The sequence below is a fragment of the Archaeoglobus sulfaticallidus PM70-1 genome (assembly GCF_000385565.1).
Taxonomy (GTDB): Archaea; Halobacteriota; Archaeoglobi; order Archaeoglobales; family Archaeoglobaceae; genus Archaeoglobus_A; species Archaeoglobus_A sulfaticallidus.
The window spans coordinates 1,863,946-1,879,946 of record NC_021169.1 but is presented as its reverse complement, the minus strand read 5'-3'; the positions used below and the strand labels follow the sequence as shown (position 1 = coordinate 1,879,946).

The following is a 16,001-nucleotide window of genomic DNA, read 5'->3' as shown; positions in this document are numbered from 1 at the left end:
TCACCTTAAGTGTATGCTACCTCACCATGCTGCGACACATCCAGCCCGACATACTCTTCCTCGTTGCTGACCCTAAGCCCGATAGTCATATCAACGAACTTCGCGATTATCAGCGTGAGAACGAAGGCATACAGTGCAGCTGATACAGCTCCAATAATCTGTGCAACGAGCTGTCCTACATTGCCCAGCAATAATCCGGTAGCTCCAACGCTTGCGAAGATTCCTGTAGCTATTGCTCCCCAGAATCCACCGACACCATGTATTGCCCATGCATCTAGGCTCTCATCGATTCCCTTGCTTATTCTGAAAAGCATGGCATAGTAGCATATCACTCCAGCAACAACACCGATTATAATTGCTGACAGGGGGTCAACGAATCCTGCAGCAGGAGTTATCGCAACCAGTCCGGCGATCGCCCCACTGACGATCCCAAGACTTCCGGGCTTGCCCTTGATCCAGCTTACGATGAGCCATGAAATAGCACCGGCTGAAGCTGCGGTATTTGTCACTATGAAAGCATTTGCAGCAAGATCGTTTGCAGCTAAAGCGCTTCCCGCGTTAAATCCGAACCATCCAAACCAGAGCAGGGCTGCGCCAAGCAAGGTCATCGGAATGTTGTGCGGTTCCATGCTGTACTCTCCAAATCCTCTCCTCTTGCCAACAACAAACGCTAAAGCGAGAGCTGAAAAACCAGAGCTTATATGGACAACGGTTCCTCCAGCAAAGTCCAGTGCGCCAAGTTTAGCTAACCAGCCGTTGCCCCATACCCAGTGTGCAAGTGGATCGTAAACTATGGAAGTCCATAGAACGGCGAAGAGAATGAAAGCTGAAAACTTTACTCTCTCTGCCATTGCCGAGGTTATTATTGCGAGTGTTATGGCTGCAAAGACAAGCTGAAATGCTACAAATGCGTAATCAATCATTTTGAGATCTTTAAGCCCGATGTGCTCTAATCCTCCAAGTAAACCGCTGATGTCCCTGCCAAAGGCCATTGTATACCCAAGCAATACCCACTGAATGCTCACCACTGCAAAGGTTATGAAGCTCATTGATATCATTGAGAGGACATTCTTCTTTCCGACCATTCCTCCGTAGAATAACCCCAATCCCGGGGTCATTAGCATAACCAATGCCGTTGAGGTCAGTAACCAAGCAACATCTCCTGGGTTCATGAGTTCATAAAGCATGACCATGTTTTAAAAAATTTTTAAGCTAAGCTCTTAATAGTTCTTAAATTCTCACAAAATATATGATTAAAATGAAGAATTTTTAGAATTTTTTAATGATTTTGAGTTGGGGAACAATACCCTCACTTTTTACGAGGTTGCATTGAGTTACAAGTGCAACTCAACATGAAAATTTTTAAAATCTTAGCCTAATATTTTAAAAAATTCACACTGCCATCATAAGTTTTTTAAACAAATTCTTTGATCAAAACCAGTATGCGAAATCCAATCAGGATTACTGTTGCACTTGATGAGGAAAGCTACAGGATACTCGAAAAGCTGAAAAGGGAATCTGGGCTATCGCAGAGCGAGATAATGAGAAATGCCCTGAAATTCTACGATCAGTATAAAGACCTTCAAAAATACAAGCTTGAGAGGATAAAGACCTATGCGGAAATGCTTGCGGAAGGTGAACATGTAATCCTCGACATAAATCACTGGATAGCCTTTCTGAGGTTCATAGAATCTCATCCTGAAAAGGAAAAATTCTGGGAGATACACAAAAAGATTGCGAACATGCATGCTGAGGAGTTCAGTGGGATGAGGGTTGATGATATCTTGGAAAGACTTGAGGCATGCAATTTCTTCAGGATCAATGAGAGAAGAGGAGAGTACACTCTCGTTTTGAACAACGAAGCTACAGGAAAATTTGTCAGAATATTCCTTGAAGAGGTACTACCTGCTTTTGGTCTTGAGGTGGATGTAAAGGAAGATTTCATGAAGATAAGGCTGAGAACAAGCAATTCGGATTAAGAGTTGTCTTGAGATTTAGTCGATTTGTATTTGGCGTAAAAGGATGTATATGTTAAGAATGTGAAAAAGCAGAAATAATCAGAAGATGATATAAGATGAGCATGATGGATTTAAGGAAATACATTGAAGAAGGAAAATCAAGCTCCGCATATCTGAAAGAGGCTTTAAATCAGCCGGTCAGGTGGTACCCCTACACAAAAGAAGTTTTTAAGATGGCTGAAAAAGAAGATAAACCCATTCTCATAGATATTGGAGCTTCTTGGTGTCACTGGTGCCATGTTATGGATGAGGAATCCTATAGCGATCCAGAAATTGCGAGATTCTTGAATGAGAACTTCATATGTGTGAAAGTTGACAGGGATGAGATGCCGAACATAGACAGAAAGTATCAGGAGGCCATCTCTGCATTAACCGGAGAGGGCGGGTGGCCTCTTACGGTGTTTGCTCTTCCCAATGGGGAGGCTTTTTACGGCGGAACATATTTCCCGAAAGAGGAGAAATTCGGGAAGCCAGCATTCATGAAGGTTTTAAAGGCTGTTCTGGATTCATTTAAAAAAGAGAGGGAGAAAACAGAAGCCATCGCTGAGGAGATCAAAAAGAACCTTGAAAATAAGTTTGTTATGGGCGAGCCAAATCCAGAAATGCTGAAAAAGGCTCTTGATTCGATTCTGGCTATCGCGGATCCAGTTTATGGTGGATTTGGATTCGGTCAGAAGTTTCCGATGCCAACAGCGGTCAGGTTCCTGCTCAACATGAGGGATAGATTCAACGATTCGCTGAAGTTTGCGGATCAAACCCTTGAGGAGATGTTCGCGGGAGGAATTCACGACCACATTTTCGGTGGTTTTTTCAGATACACCGTTGACAGGGAGTGGACGATACCCCATTTCGAGAAGATAGTCTATGAGAATGGAGAGCTTTTAATAACATACTCAATAGCCTACAGATGTTTTGGCAGGAAGATATTCAGGTTAGCCTCAGAGGGCATTGTGGACTTCCTTGAGAAATTCTTAAAGGCAGATCTCGGGTTTTACACCTCAGTAGATGCGGATTTTCGTGGGGAAGAAGGTGGTTTTTACACCTACAGCTTTGAAGAGCTTAAGGATGTTTTGGATGATCTAGAATTGAAAGCTTTCAAATTCTTTTACAATGTAAGCGAGGCTGGAAACTTCAGGGGCAAAAACCATCTGCGGATTGATGCCTCGGTGGATACCGTCGCTGAGGAGATGGGAATCAGCGTTCAGGATCTGGAAGAAATCCTGAGTAGCGGTAGGGAAAAGCTCAGGAGGTACAGATACAGACTCAAAGATGAGTTGAAAATCGATAAAAGCGTGTACACATCCTACACATCAATCGTGAACTCTGGCTTGATATATTTCGGTTTGATATTTGAAAACGATACCGAATACGCAATAAAAAATGCTGAGAAACTCCTGTCAGACAGGTTTCATGACATTCTCATGAGAAGAGATGGAATGGAAGGGTTGCTGGAGGATTATGCCTTTACGATCTCAATGCTTGTGGATTGCTATACTGCCACACTCAGCGAGAAATACTTGGATTATGCAAAAGAGCTTGCTGAGATCGGCATCAAGGAGTTTTACAGGAATAACGGCTTCTATGACGGAGACGATCCAGCAAGCATAAACGATCTCTCTCATCGCTCTGCAGTAAGCCAGATGATCCAGAATCTGATAACTCTTGGCATCTATTTTATGGAAACGAGGTACAGCGAAATTGCAGAGAGGGTTTTGAAGAGCTATGCTGGTCTCGGGCACGGTTTATTCGATGCCGGGTATCTTTTATCATTGCAGTCATATTTCAGGCCAATGGTTGTCGAGAGCGATTTAAGTGAACTTAGAAGGCTGAGAAAGTACATAAACCACAATGTAATCCTGAAAGAAGGAAAAAATTCGATCTGTCTTGGTGATAGATGTATGATCTGTGATGAGACAGAACTTGAGAAATTCCTGAGGGAAGCTCTGAATGTGTCGTCTAAGTTTCGAGGTCTGTAGTATCCGTTCCTGAGTCCCAGAGCTAAACCGGAGCTAAACAGGATCTAAATACCCAGCAGTTTTCTTACTTCTTCCTCCACTTTCCGCTTTGATTCAAAGCCTATGAGTTCTTTTATCTCGGATGTATCAACCTCAAAGTTTGGAGCATGTGTCTCCTTTTTCCTTGGATTTTCAACCAGATCGATCCCCACATCGCTGTATTTCTGGACGAGATTGGCTATGTCCAGAACTGACAAACACTCTCCTCCAGCGAGGGTTACGATGTTGAACCCCTCTGGCATGTTCTCGATGGCCAGTAAATATGCATCAATGACATCAAGGACATGTATGAAGTCTCTGGTCTGCGTTCCGGGTTTGTGTACTGTGAGGTTCTCATTTCTCTTTGCCTTGTTGGCGAATATGTTGATCACGGTATTTTTCGATATCCTATTGCCATCAACCTCATACTCTCCATACAGATTCGTTTTCATGAAGATCAGGGCATTAAAGCTGTTCTTCGAAAACGCCCTTATATTTTCCTCATTCACCCACTTCGTAAATCCATACATGTTCAGCGGGTTTCTCGGATGTCTGGGTGTTATCGGGATCTCTACCGGGTTGCCAACAACAGCCATCGATGATGGGAATATCATATCGATGCCATACTTTCTGCAAATCCAGCATATATTCTCGGTTCCGATGATGTTTACGTCATATGCCCTTTCAGGCATCTCATCGCATTCGGCAACCCCTGATATCGCAGCAAGGTGCACTATCACATCACAATCCCTAAGCAAGGACTCCATTTCCGCTCTATCCCGGATATCTGCCCAGATAATCTTTTTTCCACCTATGCTTCCAATCTGAGCCTTGTAGAAGTTGTCGAGCATGACAACCTCATGCTTTTCCATCAGCTTGCTGCAGAGTCCAGCACCTACATAACCTCCAGCTCCGGTAACGCCTATACGCATTAAAACGACCTCCTGAAGTTTTTCAAAATCTTGAGTTTATCGGCAAGCCCCTTTACACCCTCAGCAAGGGTATATTCTGCCTCAAATCCAGCCTGTATGGACTTTTCGAAACTCACATGATAGCTGAATTCAGGCTTCTTTCCCGTGAACAGAATATCTATGGATGGATTCACCTCTCTCTTCACGATTTCAGCAACATCCCTTATCATGTAGTTTTCTCTGCCTATGTTGTATATCTCTCCGCTCTTTCCGTTCTCAATGAAGAACAGGAAAGCTTTTGCCACATCCCTCACATGCACGAATGGCCTCCAGTTGCTACCATCCCCGAAAACCGTAAGCGGGTAGCCTGTAACCGCTCGTAGAGTGAAATAGTTCACAACGAGATTGAACCTGACTCCTGGGCTGTAGCCGTAAACTGAAGCCAGTCTCAGGATTTTAACATCTAGGCCGTATTTCTCGTGGTATTCAATGCATGCTCTTTCAGCTTTAAGCTTCGATTCAGCATAGCTGTTGAGGGGTTTTGGCTCTGAACTTTCATCCATGTTCATGCCAACGCCATAAACATTGCATGTGGAGGCGAATATCATACTGGCATCGCTCTTTCTTGCAAGCTCAAGGACATTTACTGTTCCCCGATAATTAGTGTCATTTACATCTCCAGCCTCATCGACCATTCCCGGGGCTGTGGGAAGTTTGGCTGCGAGGTGTATAACGGCATCTACATCCCTGAAAGCCTCTTTCATTTCCTCAGGCTTTCTCACATCCCCCCAGATGAATTCAGCCTTTCCATTAACGAAAAGCATGTTCAGAGGACTCGATCCAGAGAAATTGTCAAGTACTCTGAACTCCTCATTTCTATCTGCTAGAAGCTCCGAGATTTCAATCCCGATGTATCCATTACCGCCTGTGATCAGTATCATTTTCGATCAAGCAAGGCTTTCGGCAAAAATCTGTCTTTGTATGCTTCAATAATCTTCTTTCTTGGCTCTATGGCTGTGAAGATATCTTTTATGGCATCTTTCAGATCCTGGGGTTTACCAACGAGCTTTCTGAAGTTATCGTTCTCCATGATCATCTCGTGATCCTCTTTCTCAACCCTCGGATTCGGTACATGCTTTATCTCCACTTCAAGCCCTATTTCCTCCATTGCAGCTTCTCTGATTATTTCAGCCAGCTCCACTATTTTCACGGCACCAACGGTCTGGTTGTAGACTTTGTATCCCTCTCCTCCTTTTATGGCAAGCTCAACGAAAGATTTAACGCAGTCTTCAAGTGTCACGAAGGGTTTCCCTTGCAGACCCTTGCCGTAAACGGTTATTGGATACCCAATCATGGCCTGTGCACAGAATCTGTGGGTGACGACTCCAAAGTAGAAATCGAAGTCAAAGCGGGTCGATAATTCTCCTTTAGCCTCCTCGGTAGTGGCTCCAGTGACAATTCCCACTCTAACATCCGAGATGTTCAGTCCCCACTGTTTGTTGGCCAGCCACATGTGGTTGATGTCGTTGCACTTGCTCATGTGGTAGAAGCTGCCTGCCATGTGAGGGTGTGGAACAACATCTCTGCCACCCTTGTACTCAACCTCGTAGAATCCTTCCGGTATTGGATATTCTGGAGATCCATAAACACCTGTTGTTGTGGCTGAAATGAAATGAGTGTTGAGCATGCCGTTCTCTTTCAGACCCCATAGCAGATTCAATGTGGAAACATTGTTGTTGTACATCGTATATACAGCCTTCTCCCAGCTAATTTGCGAGTATGGTGCTGAGGGCTGGGCGGCTAAATGTATGATCGTGTCGGGCTGATACACTCTCAGCATGGTATTGACGAATTCCTGGGAGGTTAGATCACCGTTTATGAATGAAACCTTTCCATATTCTTCTTCAACAATCTCTTTCCTCTTTTCTGGAGAGAGTATCGGTATGAGTGATCTTGATCCAACTTCCTCAACCCATCTCCTTCTTGCAAAGTTGTCAACTCCAATTATCCTTTCATCAGGCATGGTCTCGGCAAGCCTTAGCAGAACACACCATCCGACATAACCATCAGCTCCTGTTACCAGTACTGTCACAATAGCACCCCCATTTTGTTACCCCTCTAAGTGGTAACAAAATATTTAAAATTTTTTGTTCCAGAGTTGTAATAATGGAGGTAGCCAGCATTCTCGAAAAGCTCGGACTGAGCAGTTATCAGGCAAAAGCTCTGATCTCATTGCTTAAGTGTGGGGAGGCCAAGGCATCGGAGATCAGTGAACTCAGCGGTGTTCCGAGGGCAAAGATATATGAGGTTCTCGATCAGCTTGCCGATCTCGGACTGGTAGATAAAATACCCAGCAGACCCGTGAAATTCAGGGTGAGGGAGCCGAAAGAAATCCTTGAAAGGCTGAAAAGCAACATTATGATTGAATACGAGAGCAGGATAGATTTTTTTGACAGAGTTAAGGAAGAATTGATCAGGAGTTTTGCATCACTATACTCTCCTGCAAGCTTTAGAACTAAAGAGTTGATAAGGGTAGTTAGCGTTGGAGAGGCGAGTGAGAGGGAAACAAGATTGATGTACAGGGAGGCTGAGAAGGAGATCAATATAGTCTCCAGATGCTTTGAATACTATCCTAAAGTAAGAAAAGAGCTTGTGGATGCATTCAATCGTGGGGTGAAAATCAAAATACTCCTTCTCGGCAGGAAGTTCATCGATGAGAGGGGAATGAAGGTTCAAAACGAGGTACTGAAGATGATAAAGTCAGACATGGGTGCTGAAGTTAAGCTCAGCAGAACTCCTCTTCCGCTCAGAGGTAGCATAGTTGATCCAAGTTATGAGTACAAAACTGGCAAAGCAATATTCGTCGTTGAGGATCCAGAAACTCCTCTATATCTGAGGGATTCTGCAGTAACAGATAATCCGAGCCTCGTTGCCGGGATGAAGAAGTACTTCGATCTCATATGGATGTATGAGGCGGGAGATGTAGAATAGATTCACAGCTTTTCAACATAGAAATTAACATAAAAAATATATTCTCAAAAAGAATCCACATATCCGTGAGAGTTTCTGAACTTGAGGAATACATATCACCCTTTTCAGTGAAGATTCTGGAAGATAGAGGTATAAGGGAGCTATTTCCACCTCAGAAAGAGGTTATAGAGCTTGGCTTATTCTCCAGAAAGAATTTCGTAATTTCAATACCAACAGCCAGCGGAAAAACTCTGATCGCTGAACTGGCAATGGTGAGAGAGATAATGGAGGGAGGAAAATGCCTGTACATAGTTCCTCTGAGAGCATTGGCTTCTGAAAAATTTGAGGAGTTTAGCATCTGGGAGAAAATTGGTATAAAAACGGGCTACTCTGTTGGTGATTACGAATCAAAAGATGAATGGCTGGGAGAGTGCGATATTATAATAACCACCAGCGAGAAAGCGGACTCCTTTCTGAGAAACTCTGCAAGCTGGATAAAGAAGATTTCCTGCATTGTTGTTGATGAGATACACCTGATAGACTCATTCAAGAGGGGCCCCGTTCTGGAGATTCTGATTGCCAAGATGAGAAAAATTAACCCAGATATAAGGATCATCGGACTTTCTGCTACAATACCTAACTCCGAAGAAATTGCCGGATGGCTGGATGCTGAGCTTTATACCTCTGAATGGAGACCTACAGAGCTTTATGAGGGAGTATATCTCAGAAACAGGCTTGAATTGTTTCATAACGGAGAGTGCCGTGTAAAGAGAATTGATGGTGGGCTGGATGCGTTGATTGCTGAATGCCTGGAAGATGGAGGGCAGGTACTGGTTTTCGACTCTACAAGAAGGAACGCCGAATCAACCGCTGTTAAGATCTCGAAGATAACAAAGAAGTTCGTGGGGGATGAGGTGGATGAGATCGCAAATGCTGTTCTTGAGGAGAACGATGGGGATATGAGCAAAAAACTCTCAGAATGCATAAAAAAGGGTTCAGCATTCCATCATGCTGGTCTGCTGAACTCGCAGAGGAAAACTGTGGAAGATGCCTTCAAAAGTAATCTGATAAAGGTTCTTGTAGCAACCCCTACGCTCTCTGCAGGAGTAAACCTTCCGGCGAGGAGGGTTATAATAAAGAGCTATCACCGATTTGAGCCGAATCTGGGTAATGTGCCGATAAAGGTTCTCGAATACAAGCAGATGGCTGGAAGAGCGGGAAGGCCGGGACTTGATCCGGTGGGAGAGGCGATAGTAATTGTTAGATCGTCAAAAGAGAAGGAGAAAGTTATCCAGAGGTTCATTCATGGAACTCCAGAAGACATCGAATCGAAGCTTAAAGTGGAAAAGCATCTGAGATTTCACATACTGTCAATAATCTCGGAGGGATTCGCCAAGGACTTCAGGTCTCTCTCGGATTTTTTCTCGCTGACATTCTTTTTCTACCAGAACGGTATAGCTCCTGATTACGAGATAAAGCGGGTTCTCAACCAGCTTGAGAACTGGGGTTTTATAACTCAGGAGAACTTGGGCTTTGTTAATCTGGCTGGTGAAACTGGAGGTGGAGGTCTGGCTCCAACAGAACTCGGAAAGCTGGTTTCAAAGCTTTACATAGATCCCCTCACCGGGTTCATATTTTATGATACCTTGGAAAAATTTGATGATCTCTCAGAGGTTGCAATCCTTCATACCCTTTGCAGAACGCCTGATATGGAAACCCTGTATATAAGAAAGTACGACGACTGGGTTGAGGAACTTGCAGATAAGTTCAGAAATGAGCTAACTTACTTCCCGTCAGAACTCTCAACGGAATATGACTGGTTTCTGTCTGAGTTCAAAACGGCAATGTGTCTTTACGAATGGATATCGGAGGTGGATGAGGATCTGGTCTGTTCGAGGTACAACATCTCTCCGGGAGATCTAAGGAGGATCACAGAGACGGCTGAGTGGCTGATATACTCTTTCAGGAGGATAGCGAACTTTCTGGATCATCCTGTACAGAGCGAGCTTGTGAAGCTTGAATCGAGGATAAAGTACGGGATAAAAGACGAACTTATAGATCTCATCGAGGTAAAGGGGATTGGCAGAGCAAGAGCGAGAAAGCTGTACAATTATGGAATAAGGAGCAAAGAGGATTTGCTTGAAAACAGGGCGAAAGTCTCGGAACTCATTGGCAAGAAGTGGGCTGAAAGAATCATAGGAGAAATCACAGGAGAAAAGGATTTTAGCTGACAGGCAAAAATTTGGTTGTGAACCTGCTTATCCTTGGTCATGCCGGGAGCGGGAAGAGCACGCTCGTAAAGAATTTCAGCGAGTTTTTGAGGGGTAGCTACTCTGTAAAAACGGTTAACCTCGATCCAGCCTCCACACCTTGCTACACTGCGAGCATAGATTCGAGGAAGTTTGTGAGGACTGAAGACATTATGAAAAGGTTCAACCTTGGAATAAATGGAGCTTTGATGAAGTCCATGGAGATGCTCAAAGATTATATCGATCATCTGATCGTAAAAGACGACATTGTCCTCTACGATACCCCTGGACAGCTTGAACTCTTCTTGTTCACGGATTTTGGCGAAGTCTTTTCGGAGAGACTGGGAAAAGATACAACAGCCATATTTCTTATAGATTCAGGCTTGTGCAGAAGTCCAGAAAAGTATCTCTCAGCAATATTCCAGTCTGCTGTGATTTCTTTGAGGACTGGGGTCGAAACCATAACCATTTTCAATAAGGCAGATATCTCAAGCCCGCCGAAGTTTGAAGAGGTGGTTGAATACATTGAGCAGGAGGAGGGCGTTCTGCCGGAGTTGTTGAAGGGCATACTGCCATTCAGAGAACTAACATCGCTCAGATTCAGAGAGATGGTGATATCTGCCAGAAACGGAACTGGATTTGATGAGCTTATCGGAATGATAAATGAGATACACTGCTCCTGTGGGGATCTGAGTTAGATTTAAGATTTAAGAAACCTTCCAAAGCTCAGATAAAGAGGAAAAATTATATTAAACATCAAAATCTTAGGCCTTACAATGAAGGTCATAATAATGGCTGGTGGTTATGCAACAAGACTGTGGCCCATAACAAAAACTAAGCCCAAACCCCTTCTACCTCTTGGAAAGAAAACGATAATAGATCTGATATACGAAAAAATCCGAAAATTCGGATATCCAATATATGTGTCCACCAACAAGAGGTTCGAGAACGACTTCAAAAAGTGGGCGAAAGATAAAGATGCCAGACTCATAATCGAGGAAACCCTCAAGGAAGAGGAGAAGCTTGGAGCTGTCAGAGCTTTGGGAGAGATAGCAAAGGATCTTGATGACGAGCTTTTTGTTATTGCTGGTGATAATCTCTTCTCGTTCAATTTAGAGGATATGCTGAAGTTCTACAAAACAAAAAAATCAGCCATCACTGCTTTGTATGATGTTGGAGATGTCGAGCTTGCTAAGAGGTATGGTGTGGCCGAGATAGACAACGACAGGATTGTGAGGTTCTATGAAAAACCCGAAAAGCCACCATCAACTCTCGTCGGGATAGGCATATACATTCTGAACAGGGAGGCAGTGGATTACCTGGTGGAATATACAGATTCAGGTGAAAAGAGAGACAACCTTGGAGATTTTCTGTCCTATCTGTGTCAGAAGACAGAGGTATATGGCTACCCATTCACAAACGGGAACTGGTATGATGTGGGAAATGCGGATTCGTACATCGAAGCCCTGAAATTCTACATAGAGTACGATATTGGCTACATCGAGGTTGACAGGATAGTCAAGATAATTCCACCGGTTGTTATAGAGGATGGTTGCGTGATAAGGGGGAGATCAATGATAGGACCATATGCCTACATAGGCAAAAACTGCTACATCGAAAACTCAGATGTCAGTGAGTCGGTTATATTTGATGATGTTGTGCTGAGGAAGGCCAAGCTGTGGAGGAGCATAATCGATGAGAAGTGCGAGATAAGGAATCTTGAGCTGAGTGGCTCGATAATAGGAGGACATGCGAAGATACAGCGGGGTGAATTGTAGAGTTGTAGTGATTTAAGCATACATCTTCATTTCTTTTGTTACTTCCTCATACACATCCAGCAGCTTTTTAAATGATTTCAGCCTTATGAAGTAGTACTTCTCAGGCGGCCTCATCTCGAAATCCACTATCCCAAGATCGTACAGGATTTTGAGGTGTCTTGATGCTGTGTACTCTGTCACTCCAAGCTTTTTGGCTATCTGATGTACACTCATCTTACCATTTCGTGAAATCTCACACAGAATCTGCCTTCTAATTTTGGCTCTCAATGCTCTTGCGAGCTTCTCATCTGGCATCCTAGAGCCACCTGAGGTTTTTTATCCTTGCATCAATCTTCCAGCTTTCAGATGTGTTTACATCTACCAAACCTATCTCGGACTCCAACCTCTTGTAGGCATTTATGGCGGATATCGCAATTGCTATTATTTTTTCGTTAATTTCTTCTTCTTTATTAAATATTTCGTCCAGCCTCTTCTTCAGGTTCACTATGCTGGGCATGGCCTCCTTAACCCTGCTCGGGATGTCCTTTTCATCGACGAATTTCGTGTGAATATTCCCGCTGACGAAATCGGGATCATCGAGAACAACCATATGGAACGGAATGTTCGTTTCAACTCCATCTATGATATACTCATACAGGGCCCTCTTCATTTTTGCTATGGCACCTTCTCTGGTTCTACCCCATGCCAGTAGCTTGGATATCATCGAGTCGTAGTATGGAGGGATCTCATAACCCTGATGCACTCCGCTATCAACCCTTATTCCTGTCCCTCCAGGAGATCTGTAGTGTGTAATAACACCGCTCCTCGGGAGGAAATTCACAGGATCCTCGGCATTTATCCTGCATTCGATCGCATGCCCTCTCAGGACAACCTCCTCCTGGTCGAAGCTTAGACCCATTCCACTCGCTATTCGTATCTGCTCCTTTACGATATCTATTCCCGTTACCATCTCCGTGACTGTATGCTCAACCTGAAGCCTCGTGTTCATTTCCAGGAAATACAACTCTCCGTCCTGATATAGAAACTCCATTGTTCCGGCATTTCTGTATCCTATGTACTTTGCTCCCTTCACAGCCAACCTTCCAAACTTCTCTCTCATTTCCTCATCGAAAACTGGAGAAGGAGCCTCTTCAATCAGCTTTTGATGCCTTCTCTGGATGCTGCACTCTCTCTCGCCCAAATGGACAACATTCTCATCATCTGCAAGGATCTGAAATTCGATGTGCCTCGGTTTTGGAAGATACTTCTCGATGTACACTGATGGATCCTTGAAGTAGGACTCTCCGAGCTTTTTGCTTCTCTTAAATGCCCTCTCAAGCTCCCCCTCGTTGTTGGCTATATTTATCCCGATGCCTCCTCCACCGCCGGATGCCTTAACGGCAACTGGATAACCAATTTTTTCAGCAAAAGCTTTAGCTTCCTCCAGAGTTTCAATAGCGTCACTTCCCGGAATTACTGGAACCCCGGCATTCCTCATCAGCTTTCTTGCATTAACCTTTGAGCCCATGGCTGAGATGACCTTGGATGGAGGCCCAATGAAGACTATGCCCTCCTCTTCACACCTCTTCGCAAACTCAGCGTTTTCAGACAAAAAACCATATCCCGGATGGATCGCTTCGCTATCGCTCTTTTTGGCAACATCAATTATCTTATCCATATTCAAATAGCTTTTTTTTGGATCTGAATCACCAATGTAATAACACTCATTAGCATAAACACGGTGAAAGGCTTTTCTATCTGCGTCAGAATAAACAGCAACAGTTTTAATACCCATTTCCTTACATGCTCTCATAACCCTAACAGCAACCTCTCCTCTGTTCGCCACAAGAATTTTTGAAAACATTGCACCATTGCACAATAACGCAATTTAAAAAAATTTCTGAGTTTTGTTGTTTGCCTGCATTAACAGTTTTTCTGGCCTGATGTTACTAAATAATCAATAATATGAATACAAAATAAAATAACGGAAAAGCTAAGCTCAAAAAAACAAAAAAACAAATTTGAGGGATTTATCCAAACAGTGCTCCAAGTCCCTCGATTGCCTCTTCTTCCTTCTTCTCCTCTTCCTCTTCTTCCTCTTCCTTCTTCTCCTCTTCTGCACCCTCTGCTGGAGCCGCTGCTGGAGCCGCTGCTGGAGCCGGAGCTACTGCAAAGCTTGCCTTTTCGATTGCCTCCTCTATGTTCACATCCTCGAGTGCAGAAACCAGAGCCTTCACCCTAGCCTCGTTAACCTCCACACCTGCAGCCTCGAGTATCGCTTTAATACCATCTTCGGTTATCTCCTTTCCAGCGGAGTGCAGAATTAAAGCAGCATACACATATTCCATATCCATTACCTCCTTTTTTTATCCAAATAAAGCACCAAGACCTTCAATCGCTTCTTCTTCCTTACTTTCTTCTTCCTCTTCTACCTCTTCTTCCTCTTCCTTCTTCTCCTCTTCCACACTCACGGTCTCAACTTTTTGAACCTCCACGGACTTAACCTTGGCCAGCAAGTCCTCATCCAGAGCCTCTTCTGGGAGCAGTGATGCAATTGCCATCATTTCTGAGTAAGCTTTTCCGAGAATCTCTGGAATTGCTTCCTTAACTGGCAGTCCAGCATTTACTGCAAGGTTCTTGGCATTCATGAATGCCTTTGCTATGAGTATCTCCGCAGTCTCTGGGATCACATATGCTGAGTTCACTGCAAGGTTCAGGGCTTTTGTATAGGCCTCGGTGAACTGGCCAGAGACGGCTTCGACATCTATTGCGAGATCCTCTGGTGTGAACACGATTCCCTTCTCCATCAGCACTCTCGTGTCAAGTCCCAGCTTTACGGGCTTGATCTCGAGCAGCGACAGAGCCTTTGCAACCTCTGGCTTGACAACTTCTCCAGCTCTGACAACGGTTACGGTATCTTTGATGACTATCTTACCCTTCTCGATCGCAGCTGGTAACCCACCCATCTGCAGATCTCCAAGCACGGGTCCGGGTGGGAATGAGGTTGGCCCCTTCTCAACAACAACATCAACGGGAGAAACCTGATTTGGTTTTAGAGGGGATGGTTCTTTTGTCTTTTCGAGTTCTTTAAACAGCTTGAAGGGGTTCATGTCCGAAGCTACAAAAGCCACCTGATCACCGAGGAATTCCTTAAGGCTCTCGAACTCTTCCGCTTCCTCGATGGCCTTCTCGATCAATGTGTTCTTGACAACCTTTATCTTTACCTTATCTCTTAGCTCTCTTCTGATCTTCTGCATCTGTCCCGCTGGAACACCCCTGAAGCTGACTATGCCGATGGTCTGGTAGTTCTTCATTAGCTCTTTAAGTTCCTCAACATCCTTGAGCTTCCACTGGGGTACAGCACCTCTAACTGCCGCCATTATATCACCCTCACCGCAGGACCCATCGTTGTTTTAACATATACTGACTTCACATTATTTACAGCATTTTCGTATTTGTTCTCAACCACTTTGAGTATTTCGAGGATGTTCTCTGAGATCTCATCGGGACTCATGTTCTTCGTGCCAACTGGAGCGTGGAATGTCATCTTATCTCTTGTTCTTATCTTGACGGACTTCTTGAGCCTATCTATGACTGGTTTTGGATCTGAAAGGGGCGGAATTGGCTGCGGTATCTTACCTCTTGGCCCAAGAATCGGTCCAAGCTTCTTACCGATTTCTGGCATTAACGGAGCTTCAGCTATAAAAAAGTCCATCTCGTTTGCAATTTTTCTAAGCTTTCTCTTGTCTTTAGCAAGCTCATCGATATCTTCAGCTGAAAACACGACATCCGCCCCAGCCTCTTTGGCTTTGAGCGCTGTATCACCCTTGGCAAAGACTCCAACCTTCCTGTCCTTTCCGGTGCCGTTGGGTAGTGTTACAAGAGCATCTATTCTGTTCTCTGGTTTTTTCATGTCCAGGTTCTTCAGGTTTACTGCAACTTCCACCGTTTCGAGGAAGTTTCTGTCCTTGGATTTCTTTATCGCCTCTTCTACGGCTTTCTTAACCACTTCTTTTTCCACAAGCATTTCCATCACCGTAGTGCTTTCGGCTTTACGCCTCCTACGGGTTTTAACCCAGTTATCCTCCAGTATTCAGATCGT

The 16,001-nt window shown here is 44.2% G+C and carries 15 protein-coding genes; 6 read left to right on the top strand and 9 right to left on the bottom strand.

Annotated features, from left to right (window positions below; genetic code table 11):
• Positions 1-5: 5 nt before the first annotated feature.
• A complete protein-coding gene (locus ASULF_RS10100; protein WP_144060544.1) occupies positions 6-1,172 on the bottom strand; it encodes an ammonium transporter in 1,167 nt (388 codons plus the stop codon).
• Positions 1,173-1,442: 270 nt separating this feature from the next.
• Here ASULF_RS10100 and ASULF_RS10095 point away from each other — a divergent pair, with 270 nt between their 5' ends.
• Positions 1,443-1,979, top strand: coding sequence for a ribbon-helix-helix protein, CopG family (locus ASULF_RS10095; RefSeq protein WP_015591629.1), 537 nt, complete (start codon positions 1,443-1,445; stop codon positions 1,977-1,979).
• A 101-nt stretch (positions 1,980-2,080) separates the two neighbouring features.
• Complete coding sequence (locus ASULF_RS10090) at positions 2,081-3,994, top strand: thioredoxin domain-containing protein (protein WP_015591628.1); 1,914 nt, start codon at positions 2,081-2,083, stop codon at positions 3,992-3,994.
• 44 nt (positions 3,995-4,038) lie between these two features.
• Here ASULF_RS10090 and ASULF_RS10085 read toward each other — a convergent pair whose 3' ends face one another.
• The 3 genes from ASULF_RS10085 to ASULF_RS10075 are packed head-to-tail and all read right to left on the bottom strand — an operon-like array spanning position 4,039 to position 7,015.
• Positions 4,039-4,944: an NAD-dependent epimerase/dehydratase family protein gene (locus ASULF_RS10085; RefSeq protein WP_015591627.1), complete on the bottom strand. Its 906-nt coding sequence runs from the start codon at positions 4,942-4,944 to the stop codon at positions 4,039-4,041.
• On the bottom strand, positions 4,944-5,864 hold the full coding sequence (locus ASULF_RS10080; RefSeq protein ID WP_015591626.1) for an NAD-dependent epimerase/dehydratase family protein: 921 nt from the start codon (positions 5,862-5,864) through the stop codon (positions 4,944-4,946). The genes ASULF_RS10085 and ASULF_RS10080 overlap by 1 nt, the downstream gene beginning before the upstream one ends.
• A complete protein-coding gene (locus tag ASULF_RS10075) occupies positions 5,861-7,015 on the bottom strand; it encodes an NAD-dependent epimerase/dehydratase family protein (RefSeq protein WP_015591625.1) in 1,155 nt (384 codons plus the stop codon). Before ASULF_RS10075 ends, ASULF_RS10080 begins: the two co-directional genes overlap by 4 nt.
• Before the next feature lie 74 nt (positions 7,016-7,089).
• Here ASULF_RS10075 and ASULF_RS10070 point away from each other — a divergent pair, with 74 nt between their 5' ends.
• The 4 genes from ASULF_RS10070 to ASULF_RS10055 all read left to right on the top strand — a co-directional run bounded on the left by ASULF_RS10070 (position 7,090) and on the right by ASULF_RS10055 (position 11,920).
• Positions 7,090-7,914, top strand: a complete 825-nt coding sequence (locus ASULF_RS10070; RefSeq protein ID WP_015591624.1) for a TrmB family transcriptional regulator — start codon at positions 7,090-7,092, stop codon at positions 7,912-7,914.
• A gap of 65 nt (positions 7,915-7,979) precedes the next feature.
• Entirely contained in the window at positions 7,980-10,124 is a 2,145-nt protein-coding gene (locus ASULF_RS10065) for a DEAD/DEAH box helicase (RefSeq protein ID WP_015591623.1), read from the top strand.
• 17 nt (positions 10,125-10,141) lie between these two features.
• Complete coding sequence (locus ASULF_RS10060; RefSeq protein ID WP_015591622.1) at positions 10,142-10,840, top strand: ATP/GTP-binding protein; 699 nt, start codon at positions 10,142-10,144, stop codon at positions 10,838-10,840.
• Between the two features lie 78 nt (positions 10,841-10,918).
• Complete coding sequence (locus tag ASULF_RS10055) at positions 10,919-11,920, top strand: sugar phosphate nucleotidyltransferase (RefSeq protein WP_048098225.1); 1,002 nt, start codon at positions 10,919-10,921, stop codon at positions 11,918-11,920.
• Between the two features lie 12 nt (positions 11,921-11,932).
• Here the strand turns inward: ASULF_RS10055 and ASULF_RS10050 are convergent, their stop codons facing one another.
• The 5 genes from ASULF_RS10050 to ASULF_RS10030 all read right to left on the bottom strand — a co-directional run bounded on the left by ASULF_RS10050 (position 11,933) and on the right by ASULF_RS10030 (position 15,926).
• Positions 11,933-12,214 carry a winged helix-turn-helix domain-containing protein gene (locus ASULF_RS10050; protein ID WP_015591620.1) on the bottom strand — a complete coding sequence of 94 codons (282 nt, stop codon included), beginning with the start codon at positions 12,212-12,214 and terminating at the stop codon, positions 11,933-11,935.
• A 1-nt stretch (position 12,215) separates the two neighbouring features.
• Positions 12,216-13,763 (bottom strand): acetyl-CoA carboxylase biotin carboxylase subunit, encoded by a 1,548-nt coding sequence (locus ASULF_RS10045; RefSeq protein ID WP_015591619.1) that lies wholly within the window; start codon positions 13,761-13,763, stop codon positions 12,216-12,218.
• Positions 13,764-13,929: 166 nt separating this feature from the next.
• Positions 13,930-14,247: a 50S ribosomal protein P1 gene (gene rpl12p, locus ASULF_RS10040; protein ID WP_015591618.1), complete on the bottom strand. Its 318-nt coding sequence runs from the start codon at positions 14,245-14,247 to the stop codon at positions 13,930-13,932.
• Between the two features lie 18 nt (positions 14,248-14,265).
• Complete coding sequence (locus ASULF_RS10035) at positions 14,266-15,279, bottom strand: 50S ribosomal protein L10 (RefSeq protein WP_015591617.1); 1,014 nt, start codon at positions 15,277-15,279, stop codon at positions 14,266-14,268.
• On the bottom strand, positions 15,279-15,926 hold the full coding sequence (locus ASULF_RS10030; RefSeq protein WP_015591616.1) for a 50S ribosomal protein L1: 648 nt from the start codon (positions 15,924-15,926) through the stop codon (positions 15,279-15,281). The genes ASULF_RS10035 and ASULF_RS10030 overlap by 1 nt, the downstream gene beginning before the upstream one ends.
• Positions 15,927-16,001 lie beyond the last annotated feature (75 nt).

Bases quoted from the DNA above. Each gene is read 5' to 3' on its own strand.
- ASULF_RS10085 (WP_015591627.1), bottom strand. From the start codon at position 4,944: ATGCGTATAGGCGTTACCGGAGCTGGAGGTTATGTAGGTGCTGGACTC.
- ASULF_RS10090 (WP_015591628.1), top strand. From the start codon at position 2,081: ATGATGGATTTAAGGAAATACATTGAAGAAGGAAAATCAAGCTCCGCA.
- ASULF_RS10035 (WP_015591617.1), bottom strand. From the start codon at position 15,279: ATGGCGGCAGTTAGAGGTGCTGTACCCCAGTGGAAGCTCAAGGATGTT.
- ASULF_RS10050 (WP_015591620.1), bottom strand. From the start codon at position 12,214: ATGCCAGATGAGAAGCTCGCAAGAGCATTGAGAGCCAAAATTAGAAGG.
- ASULF_RS10080 (WP_015591626.1), bottom strand. From the start codon at position 5,864: ATGATACTGATCACAGGCGGTAATGGATACATCGGGATTGAAATCTCG.
- ASULF_RS10030 (WP_015591616.1), bottom strand. From the start codon at position 15,926: ATGCTTGTGGAAAAAGAAGTGGTTAAGAAAGCCGTAGAAGAGGCGATA.
- ASULF_RS10045 (WP_015591619.1), bottom strand. From the start codon at position 13,763: ATGTTTTCAAAAATTCTTGTGGCGAACAGAGGAGAGGTTGCTGTTAGG.
- ASULF_RS10095 (WP_015591629.1), top strand. From the start codon at position 1,443: ATGCGAAATCCAATCAGGATTACTGTTGCACTTGATGAGGAAAGCTAC.
- ASULF_RS10100 (WP_144060544.1), bottom strand. From the start codon at position 1,172: ATGAACCCAGGAGATGTTGCTTGGTTACTGACCTCAACGGCATTGGTT.
- rpl12p (WP_015591618.1), bottom strand. From the start codon at position 14,247: ATGGAATATGTGTATGCTGCTTTAATTCTGCACTCCGCTGGAAAGGAG.
- ASULF_RS10070 (WP_015591624.1), top strand. From the start codon at position 7,090: ATGGAGGTAGCCAGCATTCTCGAAAAGCTCGGACTGAGCAGTTATCAG.
- ASULF_RS10055 (WP_048098225.1), top strand. From the start codon at position 10,919: ATGAAGGTCATAATAATGGCTGGTGGTTATGCAACAAGACTGTGGCCC.